Origin of the sequence: uncultured Fibrobacter sp. (genome assembly GCF_900316465.1) — a bacterium.
Taxonomy (GTDB): Bacteria; Fibrobacterota; Fibrobacteria; order Fibrobacterales; family Fibrobacteraceae; genus Fibrobacter.
Genome location: NZ_ONDD01000011.1, coordinates 25,374 through 41,728, shown reverse-complemented (window position 1 = coordinate 41,728; position 16,355 = coordinate 25,374). Strand labels below are relative to the sequence as shown.

Sequence of the window (16,355 nt, the reverse complement as noted above, 5' to 3'; positions counted from 1 at the left end):
TACGGGATAATTCTTATTGTGGTGGGGCTTGCCTTTGCCGCAGTCGGCACGTATATCTTCAAAGGTCATATGGAAACCGTTGAGCAAGAAACCTTGCTTGCGGGCAAGATGTCTAATGCCAAAGATGCTGAAACGATTAATGGATTTTTGGCTCGAGGCGAATCGGTTCTGCGTGTGACCACCCGTATTGCCGAAAAAAGTTTGGATCACGGGGCCACGCTGGCGCAGATTGAATCGTTGCTGGTTTCCGAAGCGCAATATTATAAACACTCGAACGATATTGTCTTGTGCAATATGTTCGGATTGCTTCGCGATGAATTTCTGAGTGGCGGACGTTGGACTCCTGCCGTTGGTTATGTGCCCTCGAATAGGCCTTGGTACCAGAACGCTCCTATGGAAAAGGACAAGGTCGCCTTGATTCCGACTCACTTGAATCCGCACAGTGGCGAACAGGTGGTGACCATTAGCTTACGCCTTTCGGATAAGAAAAGTGTTCTTGCCGTTGACCTGTACTTGAGGGACTTGCTGGCAGAAGTCAAAAAAAGTGACTTGTCGAACATGCTTGTCATTATTGATAAGAAGGGCATGGTCATTTCGCATACGGATATCACCCAGAACGGAAAGAACTACCTGTCGTCTGATTTCTGGGGCACGGACGAAGAAAAACTGGCCCACGCGATTTCGTTTGCCGGTGAAGAACCTTTTGTCTTTAACTTAAGAGGCCGCGACTATCGTGTGTTCTCGACGCTGATTCAAGGCGAATGGTACGTGGTCCGCCTTGTTGAAGAACATGGTCTCTGGAAGGCTCTGAACATTGCGACTTTACGCAACGCGATATTCATCTTCTTGATTTATGTGCTGTTTGTGTTGTTGTTCACGGCGGTATTTGCCAAGTATATAAAGCTTATTCGTATGAACCGTTCCAAGACGGCGTTCCTTACGAGTATGAGTCGCGAAATTCGTTCTGCAGTGAATGGTATTCTCGGTATGAATTCCATTGTGCAAAAGGATTTGCAAGATGACAACATGAAGGAATATTCCAACAACATCGAAAGCGCCGGGCAAAGCATTATTTCGCTGGTGAGCGATGTCTTGGATGTCTCTAAAATTGAATCGGGTCGCTTGAGCATTGAGTCAATGGAATACGATGTGTTCACGGTTTTGCAGGAATGCTATAACGAAAACGAACCGAGGGCGAAGGCGAAAGGCTTGACCTTCCATATTGACTGCGATCCTGACATTCCGTCTTCTTTGTGGGGCGATCAAAATCGCATTATCCAGATTATCAACAACTTGCTTTCGAATGCAATCAAGTTTACCGAAGTGGGTGGAGTCTCGTTGTCCGTGGGCTTTGACAACTTGCCCCCGATTGGCTCGCTGCGTACAGATGACTATATCATGCTGAAGATTGCCGTCAAGGATACGGGCGTCGGCATTCGCAAAGAAGACCGCGATTCCATATTCAAAAGGTATATCCCCAAAAACCCAAGAGATGAAAGTGATATCGAGGGCATTGGCCTTGGACTTAGCCTTACGCAGGAGCTTTTGGCAAAGTGTGGCGGCCATATGACGACTAACAGTCGCTATGGCGAAGGTTCTTCGTTCTTGGTAGAAATTCCGCAGTTGGTGCTGAATACGGAACCCATGGGCGACTTCGCGATGCGTTACAGGAATGCCTCTCGCAAGAACAAGGAAGTTGCAGAAGTGTTCCTTGCGCCCGAAGCAAGAATCTTGATTGTCGATGACGTTGAATTGAATGTCAAGATGTTCCGCGGCTTCCTGAATAATTCGCAGGTAAAGATTGATGAAGCCTTGAGTGGTCACCAGTGCTTGCAGCTGGTTGAATCTAGACATTACGACTTGATTTTCTTGGACCACATGATGCCGGTGATGGATGGTGTGGATGTCTTTAGAAAAATGAGGATGATGGACAAGTATCCGAACAAGGATACGCCTGTAGTCGCCCTTGTGTCTGAAGGCGAATCGTTTACCAAGGATTCGTTCCTTGCCGAAGGCTTTGCCGATTACTTGCTCAAGCCGATTAAAGAACGCGACTTGCGCCGTGCCATGAAGTGGTACTTGCCCAAACAGTTGGTGTTGACTCCCGAAGACTTGACTGAACCCGTGGTTCCGGCGGTGAATTTGATGGGCGGAGTGGGCAATGCCTCTAGCAACAAGATTGAAACGACGTACGGAGACGATGAGCTCGAATTGCGCTCGATTACCGCACCGACGCCGCTTGACCGCTTCAAGGCATTTAGCGAATTCTTGGATGTAAAGGCCGGCTTGAACTACTGCGCCGATGACGAAGAAATTTATGTAGAAATGCTGCAGGAATACGTTGGCTCTCCGCTGTGCAGAAACGTGGATACCTGTTACAAGAATTCCGATTGGGACAACTACCGATTCTATATGCACGTGCTTTACGATTCGTCTGTTGCAATTGGCGCAATTTCGATGGCTGAAAAATTCCATAACCTGGAAAATGCTTGCCGCGAATCTCGAATGAAAGTGGTGCAAGATACTCATGAACTCGCGATGGCTCTGCATGCCGAACTGATCGAAAATATCCAGAGGGGGCTTGACGAACGATGAAATGGGTAGTCCTTACATCTATACTTGCGATTACGTTGATTGCGGGCGTCTTGTTCATGTTCGGCCCCGAAACGGGAAAGCAGGAAAATCCGGAAAAAGTTCGTGTCGCCATGATTATGGCGGGGCTCCGTAATGACCATAGCTGGAACGAATCGCATTACGAAGCAATCCAGAAAGCGGAAAGTCTTTTGGATTTGGATGTCGCCTATTACGAGAACGTTCCTCTCGATTCAACGGCGCAGGATGATATGGAAGAGGCCATCAGCAACGGCGCTAAAATTGTCATAGCCAATTCTTTTGGTTATGGCGCGGCAGAAATGGCTGTGGCGAGAAACCATCCGGAAGTCAAGTTCTTTTATGCGACCGGACTGAAGTCGATGACGAATTTGTCGAGCTTCTTTGGCCGCATGTACCAACTCCGTTATCTTACGGGGATTGTGGCCGGACTGAAGACGAAGACGAACGAAATCGGTTATGTGGCAGGCCTCAATATTTCTGAAGTGAATCGCGGAATCAATGCGTTTGCACTTGGTGTTCAGAAGGTTAATCCCGAAGCAAAAGTATTTGTAAGCTGGACTGGCTCGTGGACCGATGAATCTAGGGCGGCTGATTCAACCCGCTCGTTGCTTGAAAACCATAACATCGATGTCCTGACGACTCATTTGGATGCTTTGTCTCCGTATGATATTGCAGATGAAAAAGACGTCTGGATTATTGGCTACAATAGGGACAATTCCAAAAGGTTCCCGGATCGATTCCTGACGGCACCGGTTTGGCACTGGGAAAACTTCTATGTTCCAAAGATTCGTGAAGTTCTCCAGGATAAGTTTGAAGGTCGCTCTTATTGGCTTGGGCTAGAAAGCGGCATTATGGACTTGGCTGAAATGACTCGCAATGTTGACGCATCGATTCGCCAGGTTGTTGAAGATGAAAAGAATCGTCTGACCCGAGGAAAGTTCGATGTGTTCTATGGCCCGATCGAAGATAACCATGGTGTCATTCGCGTGGGCGAAGGCGAAAGCATGACCGATGATGAGATGTTGAATCGTTTTGACTGGTATGTCAAGGGGGTAGTCGATGGAATTAACCCCTAGAACAGCCAAGATTAACATCAAGATGGTGGTGTGGCTAGCCTCCGTCGTATTCGTGCTGTGCCTTGTTTGCGTATTGCTTCGTGTAAAACTCGATGCTCTTTTGAATGTCTATGTGACAAAGCAGGTGTCGCAGCAGGCGGTTTTGATTGCTAATCTTGTGAACGAGAAATTGCAAGTTCACCTGAACGCTCTTTCGATGATTTCGCGTAAGATTGAAGCTGATGGTTCCCGCGTGGAAGATTTTTTGGCTCTGTCGGATGTGAAGAATGAGAATTCCAGTTATGGTCTGATTACGCTTGATGGTACGGCTTACACAGGCTCTTCGCAGTTCGTTTTCCCCGATGAAAGTTATCGCTGTGTCATGGAATCGTTCCGTGGCAACAAATCGGTTTGCTACAGCGAAAAAATGGGAATTCTGCTTGGTGTCCCGGTGTTTAATCGTCATAACGTGCGTTTTGTACTGTACATGCAGTATGACGAAATACCGATAAACAACTTCTTCGATGTTGATTGCTTTGAAAAGAAATGCTTTGCGCAGGTGATTGATAACGATGGCCGAGTTCTGATTCAGAATAACACGGGAGCGTGGCGCCAGGATTCTGTGTGGAATGACGCCGATGTCGCTAAGATTTATAGCTGGCTTCGTCAGGATATGGACCGTGGCGGACTTGCCACGGCAAGAAGTGTCCAGATTGGAAACGAGACTTATTACTTCTACATGGCGAAGCTTTTGCAAGACGACTTTATGCTTGCAGGAATGGTTGCCGGTGAAGATGTGTCGGATGGCTTGGATCAATTGTCTTTCCTGGTGTTCTGGGTTGTCGGATTCTTGATGCTGTTGTTCTTGACGGGCCTTGGCATTCGATTCTTCTTGGTTCACAAGAATCGCGAACTTCACCTGAAGAGCCATTTGGTTAGCGATGAACTGGATCGCTTGCGCATGATGGAATCTGTTGGCCAGGATATTCGTAATCCGGCAATGAATGTCTTGAACATGGGGGCCATTGTTCTGAGAGAATCGGGGGATTCCTCGCTCAAGGAATACGTTTCGGAGATGCGCGCTTCTGGCCAGGAACTGCTCTTGCTTTCGAACGATATTTTGGACATGAACAAGATTCGCACGAACAGCCTTGAAATTACGATCAAGGAATACGACTTGTTCGCGGTTCTTTGCGATTGCTACAGCGCGGCGCGCAGTCGCAAAAAGTCGGCAGAGTTCGAACTGCTGGTGGATTCTTCGATTCCGGTTCAGCTTGAAGGCGACGAATCGCGCTTGTGGCAAGTGATAAGCAATATCTTGTTCAATGCGGAACGTTTGGTCGTCAACAGCGCAAACATCATTCAGATTGGTTACCGCTGGGCCGAAGACGAAAACGGTGTAGAAAGTACACAGAAGATTGACTTGATAATCGATGTGCCCGATGCTGGCGTGAGCTGGACAGGAGCTTCGCTTACGCTTGTCAAAATGTTGGTTGGGGCCCTCGGCGGTTCAATCAAGAGCAGCCATATTGCAGATGGTCTCCCGGTCGTTGAAATTGTAATTCCGCAGAAGGTTGTTAAAAACGAACTGATGGGCGATTTCAAGACGCGTTACAATGAATTCGTACATGCGTCCGAAAATAAGTCTATTCATTTCTATGCGCCGAATGCGTCGATTTTGGCTATTGACGATGTGCCCATGAATTTGCGCGTGATGAGCGGACTCATGAAAGAAACCTTTGCCCGCTTTGATCCAGTGTCGAACGGTATGGAAGCGATTGAAAAGTTCAGACGCAACCATTACGATCTTATTTTCCTTGACCACACGATGCCGATTGTCGATGGCTTGGATATTCTGACGATCATGAAGACGCTGGACGATCATCCGAATCAGCATACGCCGATTGTGATGCTTACGGCTGATGATGGCACTACGGCAAAGACGATTTGCGAGACGGCGGGCTTTGCCGATTTCTTGACGAAGCCGGTTCACGAAGATGCGCTGTTTACGATTCTTCTGAAGTTCTTGCCGAAAGAACTGATTAATCACTACGATGAACTGCCCAAGAAAGAAGAAATCGTGGAACCCGCGCCTGTAGAAGAAAAGCCTGCAAAGAAAGTGATGCTGATTCAGGAGCCGAAAAAGCCGAGCGAAAACTTGCCCAGCGATGTGTTGAATGTATCTGTAGGCCTGTTCTGTTGCGAAAGAAACGAAGCCCTTTATCGCAAGAAGATGATGGTTTACGTAGAAAAGCAATACGACGCGGTTTTGAGCAAGTTGTTCAAGGACGAGGACTTTGAAAGTTATCGCCTGATGGTGCAGATGCTGAAGAGCGCTTCGCTTTACATTGGTGCAGTTGAGATTGCAAGTATTGCAAAGGCGATGGAGTTTGCCTGCAATGAAGGCGACTATGACTATGTGCGTGTGCGTCATGCAGACTTGATGTGCGAATACAAGCGCATTGTCAAGGCAATTAAAGAACGAGTAATGGATGGAAGAGCAAATTGATATCTTGAATGCAGATGGATCCCCTGCCGGATATTCGTGCGGACGTACCGAGGTCCACGCCAAGGGATTGTGGCACCGCACGGTGCATATTTGGGCTTTCGATAACAAGGGCCGCATTCTTTTCCAATTGCGCAGCCGCGTAAAAGAAAACAATCCAGGACTTTTTGACACGAGTTGCGCGGGCCATATTTCGGCCGGAGATTCCAGCGTGAATGCCGCCGTGCGCGAACTGCGCGAAGAATTGGGCGTGCACAAGAGTTCGCGCGACCTCGAATATTTATTCGAGGCTAAGCACGAAAGCGTGCTTAACGGCGGCTCTTACCTCGACAACGAATACTACGATGTCTACAAGATTTCTCTCAGCGACAAGGAAGCGGATTCTCTTGTGCCGCAGCCGGGCGAAGTCGATAGCTTTACCTGGATGACCCGCGAAGAATTCTTTGCAAAGCACAAGTTGCATCCTGAAAAATTCGTGGAACATCCGAAAGATTATTTGTGGCTCATGGAGAATGCCTAATGGCGATGTATAAGGATATTGCGCTTGCTGTTGAAGGCGGCGGCATGCGCGGTGCGTATTCGGCCGGCGTATTGGACGTATTTTTAGATAACGGAATCAAGTTTGGAGCATGTGCCGGAACCTCGGCAGGTGCCACTCACCTTTGTAGCTATCTGTCGGAACAGCGTGAACGCAACAAGCGTCTCGACACCGTTCATTCGGCAAGCAAACGTTACATGAGCTGGGGCAACCTGATCCGCACCGGTGATTTTTTCGAGTTGGATTATTGCTACAATCAAATCCCGCGCGTGGTCGATCCGTTCGACTTTGAAAAGTTCCGCGAGAATACGGCCGAAACTAAATTCTATGCGGTCGCTACGAACCTGGAAACAGGCGGCCCCGAATATTTGCTCACACGCGATTTGGACAAGCCCGAAGACATGGACAAAATTCGCGCCTCGGCCTCGCTTCCGCTCATGAGCCATATCGTCGAAGTCGACGGCATGAAACTTCTGGACGGCGGTGTTGGCGACAGTATTCCGTTCGAAGTATTTACGGGCATGGGCTACAAAAAGCAGGTCGTTATCGTCACACAGCCCGAAGGCTTTGTCAAGAAGCCGAACTCCATGATTCCCCTGTTCAAGCTTTTCTACCGCAAGTACCCGAAGTTTATCGAAGCGGCAAGGAACCGCCACATTCGTTACAACCAGTGCTTGCGCACGCTAGAGGAACGTGTCGCTCAGGGCTCTGCGTTCATGATTCGTCCGAGCGCCGAATTCAAGATTTCGCGCCTCGAAAAGGACAAGTCAAAGCTTGTGGAACTTTATGACATGGGCGTAAAAGATGCGACCGCGCTCATGCCGAAACTAATGGAATTTCTAGAAAAATAAACGTCATTGTGAGTGGAACGAAGCAATCTATGTCAAAAGCAATTGCCGGTCACAAGTATCGTCACTACAAAAAAGAAACGATGATTTATACCGTCGTCACCGCCGACGCTCTTGACTGTGAATCGGTCAAACCGCTCGTGGTTTATCGCAGCGAATACGAAACGCCCGACCACCCGAAGGGGACCTTATGGGTGCGTGACCGCGAAGATTTTGAAAGCAAGGTGACGCTTGCCGACGGTACTATCGTAGACCGTTTTACTGAAATCTGAGTACAGAATTATTTTCGCTTGAATTCGGCTAGAATCATGCCTGCGACAATAGCCACTGCGCCCACGATGGCAATGGGCGTAATGCGTTCGCCAAGAGCAATTGCAGCCGTAATCATGGTAATCAAGGGCGCTACGTAGCCGTAGTTGCTCGCAAGAACTGTGCCGAGCTGTTTCAGCACGTTGTTCCAGATAAGGTATCCGAACAGGGAGCAACATACCGTAAGGCACAGAAAGTTAAAAGCGACGACGGGTTCCATAAAGTTCTGCCAAGGAATATCAAGCACTTTCGACACATCGCCTCGTGCTTCGATAAACAGGGCGGGGATAGACATCAGGGTTCCGTAGAAAAACATCTTGCGTGTAATGAACAGCGAATTGTACTTGCCGTTCAATTGCTTCACGACTAGCGAATAGATTGCCCACATGACTCCGGCGCTGCAGGCGAGCAGATCACCCACGGGCGAAAGCTTCAAGACGAATTTGCCGTTTAGAACCACCAATACCATGCCAACGAATGTGACAAGACAGCCTAGAACTTGTCGCTTGCCGAGGCGTTCGCTTTTATAGAAAATGCTTCCGAGAATCAGAATGAGTAACGGGTTCGCGCAAATAATGAGCGCCACGTTACTCGACGGCGAAAACGAAAGCGCCGTATTTTCGGTCCAAAAGTAAAGTGTACATCCGGTAATGCCACTGATGAACAGAATCAGTTCATGCTTCCAGTTCTGGCTGCGGAATTGCTTGTGACTTGCCGCCAAAAGGATCAAGTAGGTAATCGCAAAACGCAACGAGAAGATTTGCACTGCCGAAAAACCATGATTCAAGAGCACCTTCGTGCTTACGAAGCTCGTGCCCCAAAAGGTGATGGTAATAATGGCGAGCAAATGCCAAAAGGTGAGACTGTTGCGAGAGGGTATCATTGAACACAAAAGTAGCTTTTTATGGTGTTTTTTAGTGAAATTCTAGTTATAGTAAAAAACTATAGGTAGATATCGGAATTATATATGCAGATATTTGCATAAGTGCATTGCCAAGCGATAGTGTTTTTCTATATTTAACCATAAATGAAATATGTTAGTCGCCCCAAATGAGCTACTATCTATAGATAAGTTTTTAACAAGAGGCAAAAAAATGTCTAAAATCGAAACTCTTTGCATTCAGGGTGGCTGGCAGCCGAAAAACGGCGAACCGCGCGTCCTCCCCATCTACCAGAGCACCACGTTCAAGTACGAAACCACCAATGACATGGCTGACTTGTTCGACCTGAAGGCCAGTGGCTACTTCTACACCCGTCTGCAGAACCCGACCAACGACGCTGTCGCCAATAAGATTGCTGCTCTCGAAGGTGGTGTCGCTGCCATGCTCACGAGCTCCGGTCAGGCTGCAAACTTCTACGCCGTATTCAACATCTGCGAATCTGGCGACCACTTCATCAGCACTTCTGCCATTTATGGCGGTACGAGCAACCTCTTCAGCGTCACTATGAAGAAGCTCGGTATCGAATGCACATTCGTTGACCAGGATGCCTCTGACGAAGAAATCGAAAAGGCTTTCCGCCCGAACACCAAGTGCGTTTTCGGCGAAACGGTTGCCAACCCGGCTGGTAAGGTGCTTGACCTCAAGCGCTTTGCCGATCTCGCCCACAAGCACGGCGTTCCGATGATTGTGGACAACACTTTCCCGACCCCGATTCTCTGCCGCCCGATTGAATTCGGCGTTGACATCGTGACCCACTCCACGACCAAGTACATGGACGGCCACGCTATGGCTGTGGGTGGCTGCATTGTGGATAGCGGCAACTTCGACTGGGAAGCAAACCACGACCGTTTCAAGGGCCTCACCGAACCGGATCCGAGCTATCACGGTCTCGCCTACACGAAGGCTTTCGGCAAGGGAGCCTACATCACGAAGGCTACTGCACAGCTCATGCGCGACTTTGGTTCCATCCAGTCTCCGCAGAATGCGTTCCTCCTGAACGTGGGTCTTGAAACCTTGCACCTCCGCATGCCGCGCCACTGCGAAAACGCTCTCGTTTGCGCCAAGTTCCTCAAGAACCACCCGAAGGTCGCTTGGGTCAACTACGCTGGTCTTGAAGGCGACAAGTATTATGAACTCGCCCAGAAGCAGTTTAAGGGCGGTCTCCCGTGCGGCGTTCTCACGTTCGGCATCAAGGGCGGTCGTGAAAAGTCTATCCAGTTCATGGATAGCCTCAAGATGATTTGCATCGTGACTCACGTGGCCGATGCCCGTAGCTGCGTGCTGCACCCGGCAAGCCACACTCACCGTCAGCTTAGCGACGAACAGTTGATTGAAGCTGGTGTTGCTCCTGACCTGATCCGTTTCAGCGTCGGTATCGAAAATGTCGAAGACATTATTGCCGACTTGACTCAGGCTCTCGACAAAGTGTAATTGCTTTTAACTATAAAAAAATCCTTGGCTATGCCAGGGATTTTTTTTTTGCTCGGGTTTCTTATAAAATAACGTTTTTGAGCGAGTTCCGAAAGAAATGTGCAAAAATAAACACAAGAAGTGTTTTAATTTGTGTAAAAATTGTGGACAAAAAAAGCGAAATGGAGTGTAAGTTTTTTGTATAAAATAAATTCAGTTGCACCCCTTGTCAATGGATACCCTTTATTGTAACTTTGTTTACAATAATAGTGTTTTGAGGGTTAGGAGTCCATCAAACACCTCGGGAAGTCCTGCTACGCAAGTGGTGGGGCTTCCTTTTTTGTGCAATTTTGTGTGATTTCGTGTAAAAATTTAAGAAAAAAATCTTTTTGAAAATATGGACTTTATTAAAGTGCGTTTGCAATATTCTTTACAATACTATTGTAGGAGAACATGGTATGAAAAAGAACCTTGGTGTTTCGATGTCTGCGGCCGCCTTTACAAAAATGACTTTGATGTGATTCCGAGTAAGGGCGATACGGTATGGTATAATGATGTACCTTGGAATATTTTTGAGGAGACTCCAGGCAAAAAAGATACGGTATCGTACGAATGTCTCAATGGTGAATGGAGCAACTTTAAAATTACCGATTAAAATCTGGGTGATATATAGCTAGCCTCGCAATGCGGGGCTTTTTATTTTCCTAAATTTATGCCCGAAAAAATTAAAAGGATAGAACTATGGCTAAGTATAATCCGCAAGAGATCGAAACCAAGTGGCAGGCCTACTGGGAAGAACATCAGACTTTCAAGACGGGCACCGATAAGTCCAAGCCCAAGTATTACTGCCTGGACATGTTCCCGTACCCGAGTGGCGCAGGCCTCCATGTGGGCCACCCCGAAGGTTACACCGCTACCGACATTATTTGCCGCTACAAGCGCAGCCGCGGTTTCAATGTGCTCCACCCGATGGGTTGGGACGCATTTGGCCTTCCCGCTGAACAGTATGCCATCCAGACCGGTACGCACCCGGCCATTACCACCAAGAAGAACTGCGACAATTTCCGCCGCCAGATCAAGCGCCTTGGCTTGAGCTATGACTGGAACAAGGAAGTCAACACCACCGACCCGAAGTATTACAAGTGGACGCAGTGGATTTTCAAGCGCCTTTACGGCACCTGGTTCGATGAAGACCAGCAGAAGGGCCGCCCCATTGAAGAACTCCCGATTCCGGCTGACGTCGAAGCCAAGGGTGCTGCCGAAGTCCGCAAGTACAAGGACGGCAAGCGTCTCGCTTACTACGCCGATGCTCAGGTGTGGTGGTGCAAGCACTGCAAGATTGTGTGCGCTAACGAAGAAGTTTTGAACGATGGTTCTCACGAAAAGTGCGGCACCAAGGAAGTGGAACGCCGTAACCTCAAGCAGTGGCTCATGCGCATTCCGCTGTATGGCGACCGCTTGCTGAAGGGCCTCGACAAGCTCGACTGGCCGCAGGGCGTGAAGGACATGCAGAAGAACTGGATTGGCAAGAGCTTCGGTGCCGAAGTGGATTTTGCCATTGCCGACGCAAACGGCAAGCCGACCGAAAAGAAGCTCCGCGTCTACACGACCCGTTGCGATACGCTGTTCGGTGCAACCTACATGGTGGTGGCTCCTGAACACGCCATGGTGCCGGAACTCACGACTGCCGAACAGAAGGCCGCTGTGGAAGAATACGTGCACGCCGCCGCTTTGAAGAGCGACCTCGACCGTACGGAACTTGCTAAGGAAAAGACCGGTGTGTTCACTGGTTCTTATGCCGTGAACCCGCTTACCGGCACGAAGATTCCGGTGTGGGTCGCTGACTATGTTTTGACGGGCTATGGCACTGGCGCTATCATGGCTGTGCCTGCTCACGATACTCGCGACTTCGATTTCGCGAAGAAGTTCAACCTCCCGGTGATCTGCATTATGGAACCGGATGCAAGCTGCCCCGAAGATGTTCGCCCGAAGGTTCTCGCTGGCGAAGCTTGCTGGGCTGCCGACGGCACCTACATCAATAGCGAAAATGCAACGCTCTGCCTGAACGGTCTCAACAAGAAGCAGGGTATCGCGAAGGTCATCGAATGGCTCGAAGCGAACAAGATCGGTAAGGCCACCGTGAACTACAAGCTCCGCGACTGGCTCTTTAGCCGTCAGCGTTACTGGGGCGAACCGTTCCCGATTATCCATTGGGAAGATGGTGAAATCTCTACTGTTGATGATTCCGAACTGCCGGTGCTGTTGCCGGAACTCAAGGATTACAAGCCGGGTGACGGCGGACAGTCTCCGCTCGCCAACGCTACCGAATGGCTCCAGGTGACCGACAAGAACGGCCGCAAGGGTATCCGCGAAACGAATACCATGCCGCAGTGGGCTGGCTCTTGCTGGTATTACCTCCGCTACATCGACGCTTGCAACGGCGACGCATTTGTGGCAAAGGAACTTGAAAAGTACTGGATGCCGGTTGACCTCTATGTGGGTGGTGCCGAACACGCCGTGCTTCACTTGCTCTACAGCCGTTTCTGGCACAAGGTCTTGTTCGATCTCGGCCTCGTCTCTACCGACGAACCGTTCCAGAAGCTCTTCAACCAGGGCATGATTCTTGCCTTCGCTTACGAAGATGCCGCTGGCTCCAAGGTCCCGACCGACGAAGTGGAAGAAAAGAACGGCAAGTACTTCAAGAAGGGTACTGACATCGAACTCAAGCAGATTGTGGCTAAGATGAGTAAGTCCCTCAAGAACGTCGTGAATCCCGATGATGTTGTCCGCGACTACGGTGCTGACAGCCTTCGCTTGTACGAAATGTTCATGGGTCCGCTCGATGCAGTGAAGCCGTGGCAGACCAAGGGCATCGAAGGCATGAACCGCTTCCTCGGCCGCGCTTGGCGCTCCGTGGTGGGCGATTCTGATGAAGCCCCGGTCTTTGTGGACGAAACCGCTCCCGAAGCCATCGAAAAGGTGATGCACCAGACCGTCATCAAGGTCACGAGCGACATCGAGAACATGAGCTTCAACACCGCGATTAGCCAGCTGATGATCTTCAACAACGAAATGATGAAGATGGACAAGCGCTACCGCGAACCGTGCGAAACCTTCGTGAAGTTGCTGCACCCGTTTGCCCCGCACATCGCCGAAGAAATGTGGAGCATCCTCGGTCACAACGAATCGCTCACGAACGTCGCTTGGCCGGAAGCTGACCACTCCAAGGCTGTGGAAAACACCGTGGAAGTCGTGTTCCAGGTGAACGGCAAGGTCCGCGCGAAGGCATCTGTCGCGAAGGACATGGACAAGGCCGCCCTCGAAAAGCTCGCCATGGACAACGACAGAATGAAAGAGTTTATGGCTGGCAAGACCGTCGTGAAGTCCATCGTGGTCCCGGGCAAGCTCGTGAATATTGTGGTTAAGTAAACTCGGCCCCACCCTTAGTGTCATCCCCGACTTAGTCGGGGATTTTTTGTTGATATTTCTGGATTCTCCTGAAAAAACGATATGTATATTTATTCTAGAAATCTTCGTTAATGAAGGTTGGCTCCATGCGGAGCAAAGGGGAGTATGTATGAAAAGATTTATAGTTTCGTTTGGTCTTGCGATTCTTTTTGCGGCCTGTAGTGGAGATAACGTGTGTTCCGTTGACAAGCCTGAAGCAAGTGATTCTTCGTCAAGCGTTGCGCCGGTGTCCAGCAGCAAGACGGTTAAATCAAGCAGTAGCAACGATGTGGTTAAATCAAGCAGTAGCAACGATGTGGTTGAATCGAGTAGCAGTGCCGATGCTTTGCCAGATACGGTATTGGTGGACGAACGGGATGGTCAAACTTACAGAATCGTTAAAATCGGCGACCAGACCTGGATGGCAGAAAACCTGAATTATGAAACGGAAAATAGTTTTTGCTATAACGATTCGTCCGAGTACTGCGAAACGTACGGTCGCCTCTACACTTGGGCGGCGGCGGTCGGTAAATCAGAAAAGGAATGCGGCAGCAGTTTGTGTGGCTTGCCCAGAAGAAACGTGCAGGGGGTATGCCCTAGCGGTTGGCATCTGCCGTCGCATGAAGAAATGGACGACTTTGTTTATACAGTGGGTACATATCCACTTGTGACGGCTATAATCAAGTCGCGGACCGGGTGGGATGATGGGTCGAACGGTACGGACGATTATGGCTTTTCTGCACTTCCTGCAGGCTATCGCAATATTGTGGGGGGATATGCCGGCAAGAACAGTGCTTACTTTTGGATGGCTGAAGAGGACCGTCAAGAAACGGCTTATAAGATGGGCTTGATTGACGGCGATCCAACGGCTACTTGGGGAAGTGATAACAAGAAACTCGCGTTCTCTGTACGTTGCATCAAGGACAAGGAACTGACTTTGAAGGATTGGAGCTGGGATGTGCCGAAGGATGTCCGTCTGAATCCGGATGTTGCATACGACAGCGTTAAGGATTCTCGCGATGGCAATGTTTACAAGACTGTAAAAATAGGTGACCAAGTCTGGATGGCCGAAAATCTGAATTACGCCGACAGCGTGGCAACCCCCGGCTTGAAAGGCGCAAGTTGGTGCATTGACAATGATACTGCCAACTGTAATGTGGCTGGACGCCTCTACTATTGGGAGGCCGCCGTGCAGGGCGCTTGCCTTGACGGTTGGCATTTGCCGACAAAAGAGGAGTGGAGCACATTGATTGATACCCTTGGGGGCGCTGTGTCGGCGGGTAAACGTCTCAAGTCCATCACCGGCTGGGATAAAGACGGCAACGGCGTTGACGATTTCGGCTTCTCAGCTTTACCGGCAGGGAAGGCTTCTTCTGCGCCTTTTTATGGATTGTCATTTAGTAATGATGGTGTGGGAACTCTTTTCTGGAGTTCTACAGAAGGCGATGACGTCGGCGCATACGGTGTATCGTTGTGGAATTATTCTGATGTGGCTGATTTGGATTACTTTTTCAAAGATCTCGGGTCATCAGTCCGTTGCGTGAAAGATTCTGAATAAACGCGAAAGGTCCCTGAGCCTGCCGAAGGGCCTTTGCATCAAAGAGTCATCCTGGAGCGTCCGTAAGGACGCGATAGGATCCATAGAAATTCAGACCGTAGCAAAAACGCTGCGGTCTTTTTATATTTAAAGCATGTTTAAGGTAATCAAGGCATTTTGCCGTCTGCTTTCTAACTACGCTTCCCCCTTTGTCATCGCAAGCGCAATAGTCGCATTCTTCGTTCCGGTCGCTTTCGGCTGGGTTCACGGGAATGTATCCTCCATCATTCTCGGCGTCATCATGTTGAGTATGGGCCTTACCATTTCGACAGATGATATCCGCAATCTGCTAAAACAGCCGCTCCATATTTTGCTCGGTGCGGTTGCGCAGTACACGATCATGCCGTTTGTCGCTTTCGGGCTTTCGAAGGTGTTCGGGCTGGATCCGTATCTGGCTGTGGGTATTATTTTGGTAGGATGCTGCCCGGGCGGTGTTTCGAGTAACGTCATGAGTTTCTTGGCCCGCGGCGATGTGACTTATTCGGTGAGCATGACCATGGTCAGCACGCTTCTTGCTCCTATCATGACGCCGCTGCTTGTGCTGTGGCTTGCCGACACAAGCATTGACGTGAATGCGAAAGGGATGTTCCTGAATATTCTTTATGTGACGATTGCGCCGATTACCATCGGGTTCCTTTGCAACTACTTCTTGGGCAAGCGCGCCGTATTTAAAGAAATCCAGTCGAATATGCCTGCAGTGAGCGTGATTGGCCTGATGATGATTGTGGGCGGTGTCGTTGTGACAGTGCGTCCGCAGTTGTTCGCAAATGGCCTCGGCCTGATTTTCTTGGTGCTTGCAGTGGTGTTCTGCCACAATGCGCTGGGCTATGTGCTCGGCTACAGCGTGGGTAAACTCTTCAAGTTCAATACCGCCAAGAAGCGTACTATCGCAATTGAAGTCGGCGTGCAGAATGCCGGCATGGCGACCGTGCTTGCCATGGCTTTCTTTGCGGATCCCGAAAACGTGGCGAAGAACCCTGCTGCGGTTCTTTGCATGGTGCCCTGCGCCTTGAGTTGCGCCTACCATTCCATCAGCGGAACGGTGCTGGCCAATATTTTCGCCTGGCGCGACAAGAAAAAATCCTGCTAGT

At 49.6% G+C, this 16,355-nt stretch carries 12 protein-coding genes; 11 read left to right on the top strand and 1 reads right to left on the bottom strand.

Features of this window, described 5'->3' with window-relative positions; translation table 11 throughout:
* Positions 1–69 precede the first annotated feature (69 nt).
* Genes QZN53_RS05745 through QZN53_RS05720 form a run of 6 tightly spaced genes read left to right on the top strand, consistent with a single transcriptional unit; the run spans position 70 to position 7,832 of the window.
* Positions 70–2,595: a hybrid sensor histidine kinase/response regulator gene (locus QZN53_RS05745; protein ID WP_163437922.1), complete on the top strand. Its 2,526-nt coding sequence runs from the start codon at positions 70–72 to the stop codon at positions 2,593–2,595.
* On the top strand, positions 2,592–3,689 hold the full coding sequence (locus tag QZN53_RS05740) for a BMP family ABC transporter substrate-binding protein (protein WP_163437921.1): 1,098 nt from the start codon (positions 2,592–2,594) through the stop codon (positions 3,687–3,689). Before QZN53_RS05745 ends, QZN53_RS05740 begins: the two co-directional genes overlap by 4 nt.
* On the top strand, positions 3,673–6,177 hold the full coding sequence (locus tag QZN53_RS05735) for a response regulator (RefSeq protein WP_163437920.1): 2,505 nt from the start codon (positions 3,673–3,675) through the stop codon (positions 6,175–6,177). Before QZN53_RS05740 ends, QZN53_RS05735 begins: the two co-directional genes overlap by 17 nt.
* Positions 6,161–6,694, top strand: a complete 534-nt coding sequence (locus QZN53_RS05730) for an NUDIX domain-containing protein (RefSeq protein ID WP_163437919.1) — start codon at positions 6,161–6,163, stop codon at positions 6,692–6,694. Before QZN53_RS05735 ends, QZN53_RS05730 begins: the two co-directional genes overlap by 17 nt.
* Complete coding sequence (locus QZN53_RS05725) at positions 6,694–7,563, top strand: patatin family protein (protein ID WP_294652031.1); 870 nt, start codon at positions 6,694–6,696, stop codon at positions 7,561–7,563. Before QZN53_RS05730 ends, QZN53_RS05725 begins: the two co-directional genes overlap by 1 nt.
* Before the next feature lie 29 nt (positions 7,564–7,592).
* A complete protein-coding gene (locus QZN53_RS05720) occupies positions 7,593–7,832 on the top strand; it encodes a DUF1653 domain-containing protein (protein WP_163437918.1) in 240 nt (79 codons plus the stop codon).
* Positions 7,833–7,840: 8 nt separating this feature from the next.
* On the opposite strand, the gene QZN53_RS05715 is transcribed toward QZN53_RS05720, so the two are convergent.
* A complete protein-coding gene (locus tag QZN53_RS05715; protein WP_163437917.1) occupies positions 7,841–8,752 on the bottom strand; it encodes a DMT family transporter in 912 nt (303 codons plus the stop codon).
* 211 nt (positions 8,753–8,963) lie between these two features.
* Here QZN53_RS05715 and QZN53_RS05710 point away from each other — a divergent pair, with 211 nt between their 5' ends.
* The 5 genes from QZN53_RS05710 (at position 8,964) to QZN53_RS05690 (ending at position 16,354) form a co-directional block, all read left to right on the top strand.
* On the top strand, positions 8,964–10,241 hold the full coding sequence (locus QZN53_RS05710) for an O-acetylhomoserine aminocarboxypropyltransferase/cysteine synthase family protein (protein WP_163437916.1): 1,278 nt from the start codon (positions 8,964–8,966) through the stop codon (positions 10,239–10,241).
* A gap of 376 nt (positions 10,242–10,617) precedes the next feature.
* On the top strand, positions 10,618–10,875 hold the full coding sequence (locus QZN53_RS05705) for a hypothetical protein (protein ID WP_163437915.1): 258 nt from the start codon (positions 10,618–10,620) through the stop codon (positions 10,873–10,875).
* Positions 10,876–10,961: 86 nt separating this feature from the next.
* Positions 10,962–13,649: a leucine--tRNA ligase gene (gene leuS, locus QZN53_RS05700; RefSeq protein WP_163437914.1), complete on the top strand. Its 2,688-nt coding sequence runs from the start codon at positions 10,962–10,964 to the stop codon at positions 13,647–13,649.
* Between the two features lie 148 nt (positions 13,650–13,797).
* The gene (locus QZN53_RS05695) at positions 13,798–15,225 is read left to right on the top strand and encodes a fibrobacter succinogenes major paralogous domain-containing protein (protein ID WP_163437913.1); all 1,428 of its coding nucleotides are present in this window, start codon (positions 13,798–13,800) and stop codon (positions 15,223–15,225) included.
* Between the two features lie 133 nt (positions 15,226–15,358).
* Entirely contained in the window at positions 15,359–16,354 is a 996-nt protein-coding gene (locus QZN53_RS05690) for a bile acid:sodium symporter family protein (RefSeq protein ID WP_163437912.1), read from the top strand.
* Position 16,355 lies beyond the last annotated feature (1 nt).

What these genes read in the sequence shown, in the direction of transcription:
- QZN53_RS05745 (WP_163437922.1), top strand. Translation starts at nt 70, where the DNA reads ATGGAAACCGTTGAGCAAGAAACCTTGCTTGCGGGCAAGATGTCTAAT.
- QZN53_RS05740 (WP_163437921.1), top strand. Translation starts at nt 2,592, where the DNA reads ATGAAATGGGTAGTCCTTACATCTATACTTGCGATTACGTTGATTGCG.
- QZN53_RS05735 (WP_163437920.1), top strand. Translation starts at nt 3,673, where the DNA reads ATGGAATTAACCCCTAGAACAGCCAAGATTAACATCAAGATGGTGGTG.
- QZN53_RS05730 (WP_163437919.1), top strand. Translation starts at nt 6,161, where the DNA reads ATGGAAGAGCAAATTGATATCTTGAATGCAGATGGATCCCCTGCCGGA.
- QZN53_RS05725 (WP_294652031.1), top strand. Translation starts at nt 6,694, where the DNA reads ATGGCGATGTATAAGGATATTGCGCTTGCTGTTGAAGGCGGCGGCATG.
- QZN53_RS05720 (WP_163437918.1), top strand. Translation starts at nt 7,593, where the DNA reads ATGTCAAAAGCAATTGCCGGTCACAAGTATCGTCACTACAAAAAAGAA.
- QZN53_RS05715 (WP_163437917.1), bottom strand. Translation starts at nt 8,752, where the DNA reads ATGATACCCTCTCGCAACAGTCTCACCTTTTGGCATTTGCTCGCCATT.
- QZN53_RS05710 (WP_163437916.1), top strand. Translation starts at nt 8,964, where the DNA reads ATGTCTAAAATCGAAACTCTTTGCATTCAGGGTGGCTGGCAGCCGAAA.
- QZN53_RS05705 (WP_163437915.1), top strand. Translation starts at nt 10,618, where the DNA reads ATGGACTTTATTAAAGTGCGTTTGCAATATTCTTTACAATACTATTGT.
- leuS (WP_163437914.1), top strand. Translation starts at nt 10,962, where the DNA reads ATGGCTAAGTATAATCCGCAAGAGATCGAAACCAAGTGGCAGGCCTAC.
- QZN53_RS05695 (WP_163437913.1), top strand. Translation starts at nt 13,798, where the DNA reads ATGAAAAGATTTATAGTTTCGTTTGGTCTTGCGATTCTTTTTGCGGCC.
- QZN53_RS05690 (WP_163437912.1), top strand. Translation starts at nt 15,359, where the DNA reads ATGTTTAAGGTAATCAAGGCATTTTGCCGTCTGCTTTCTAACTACGCT.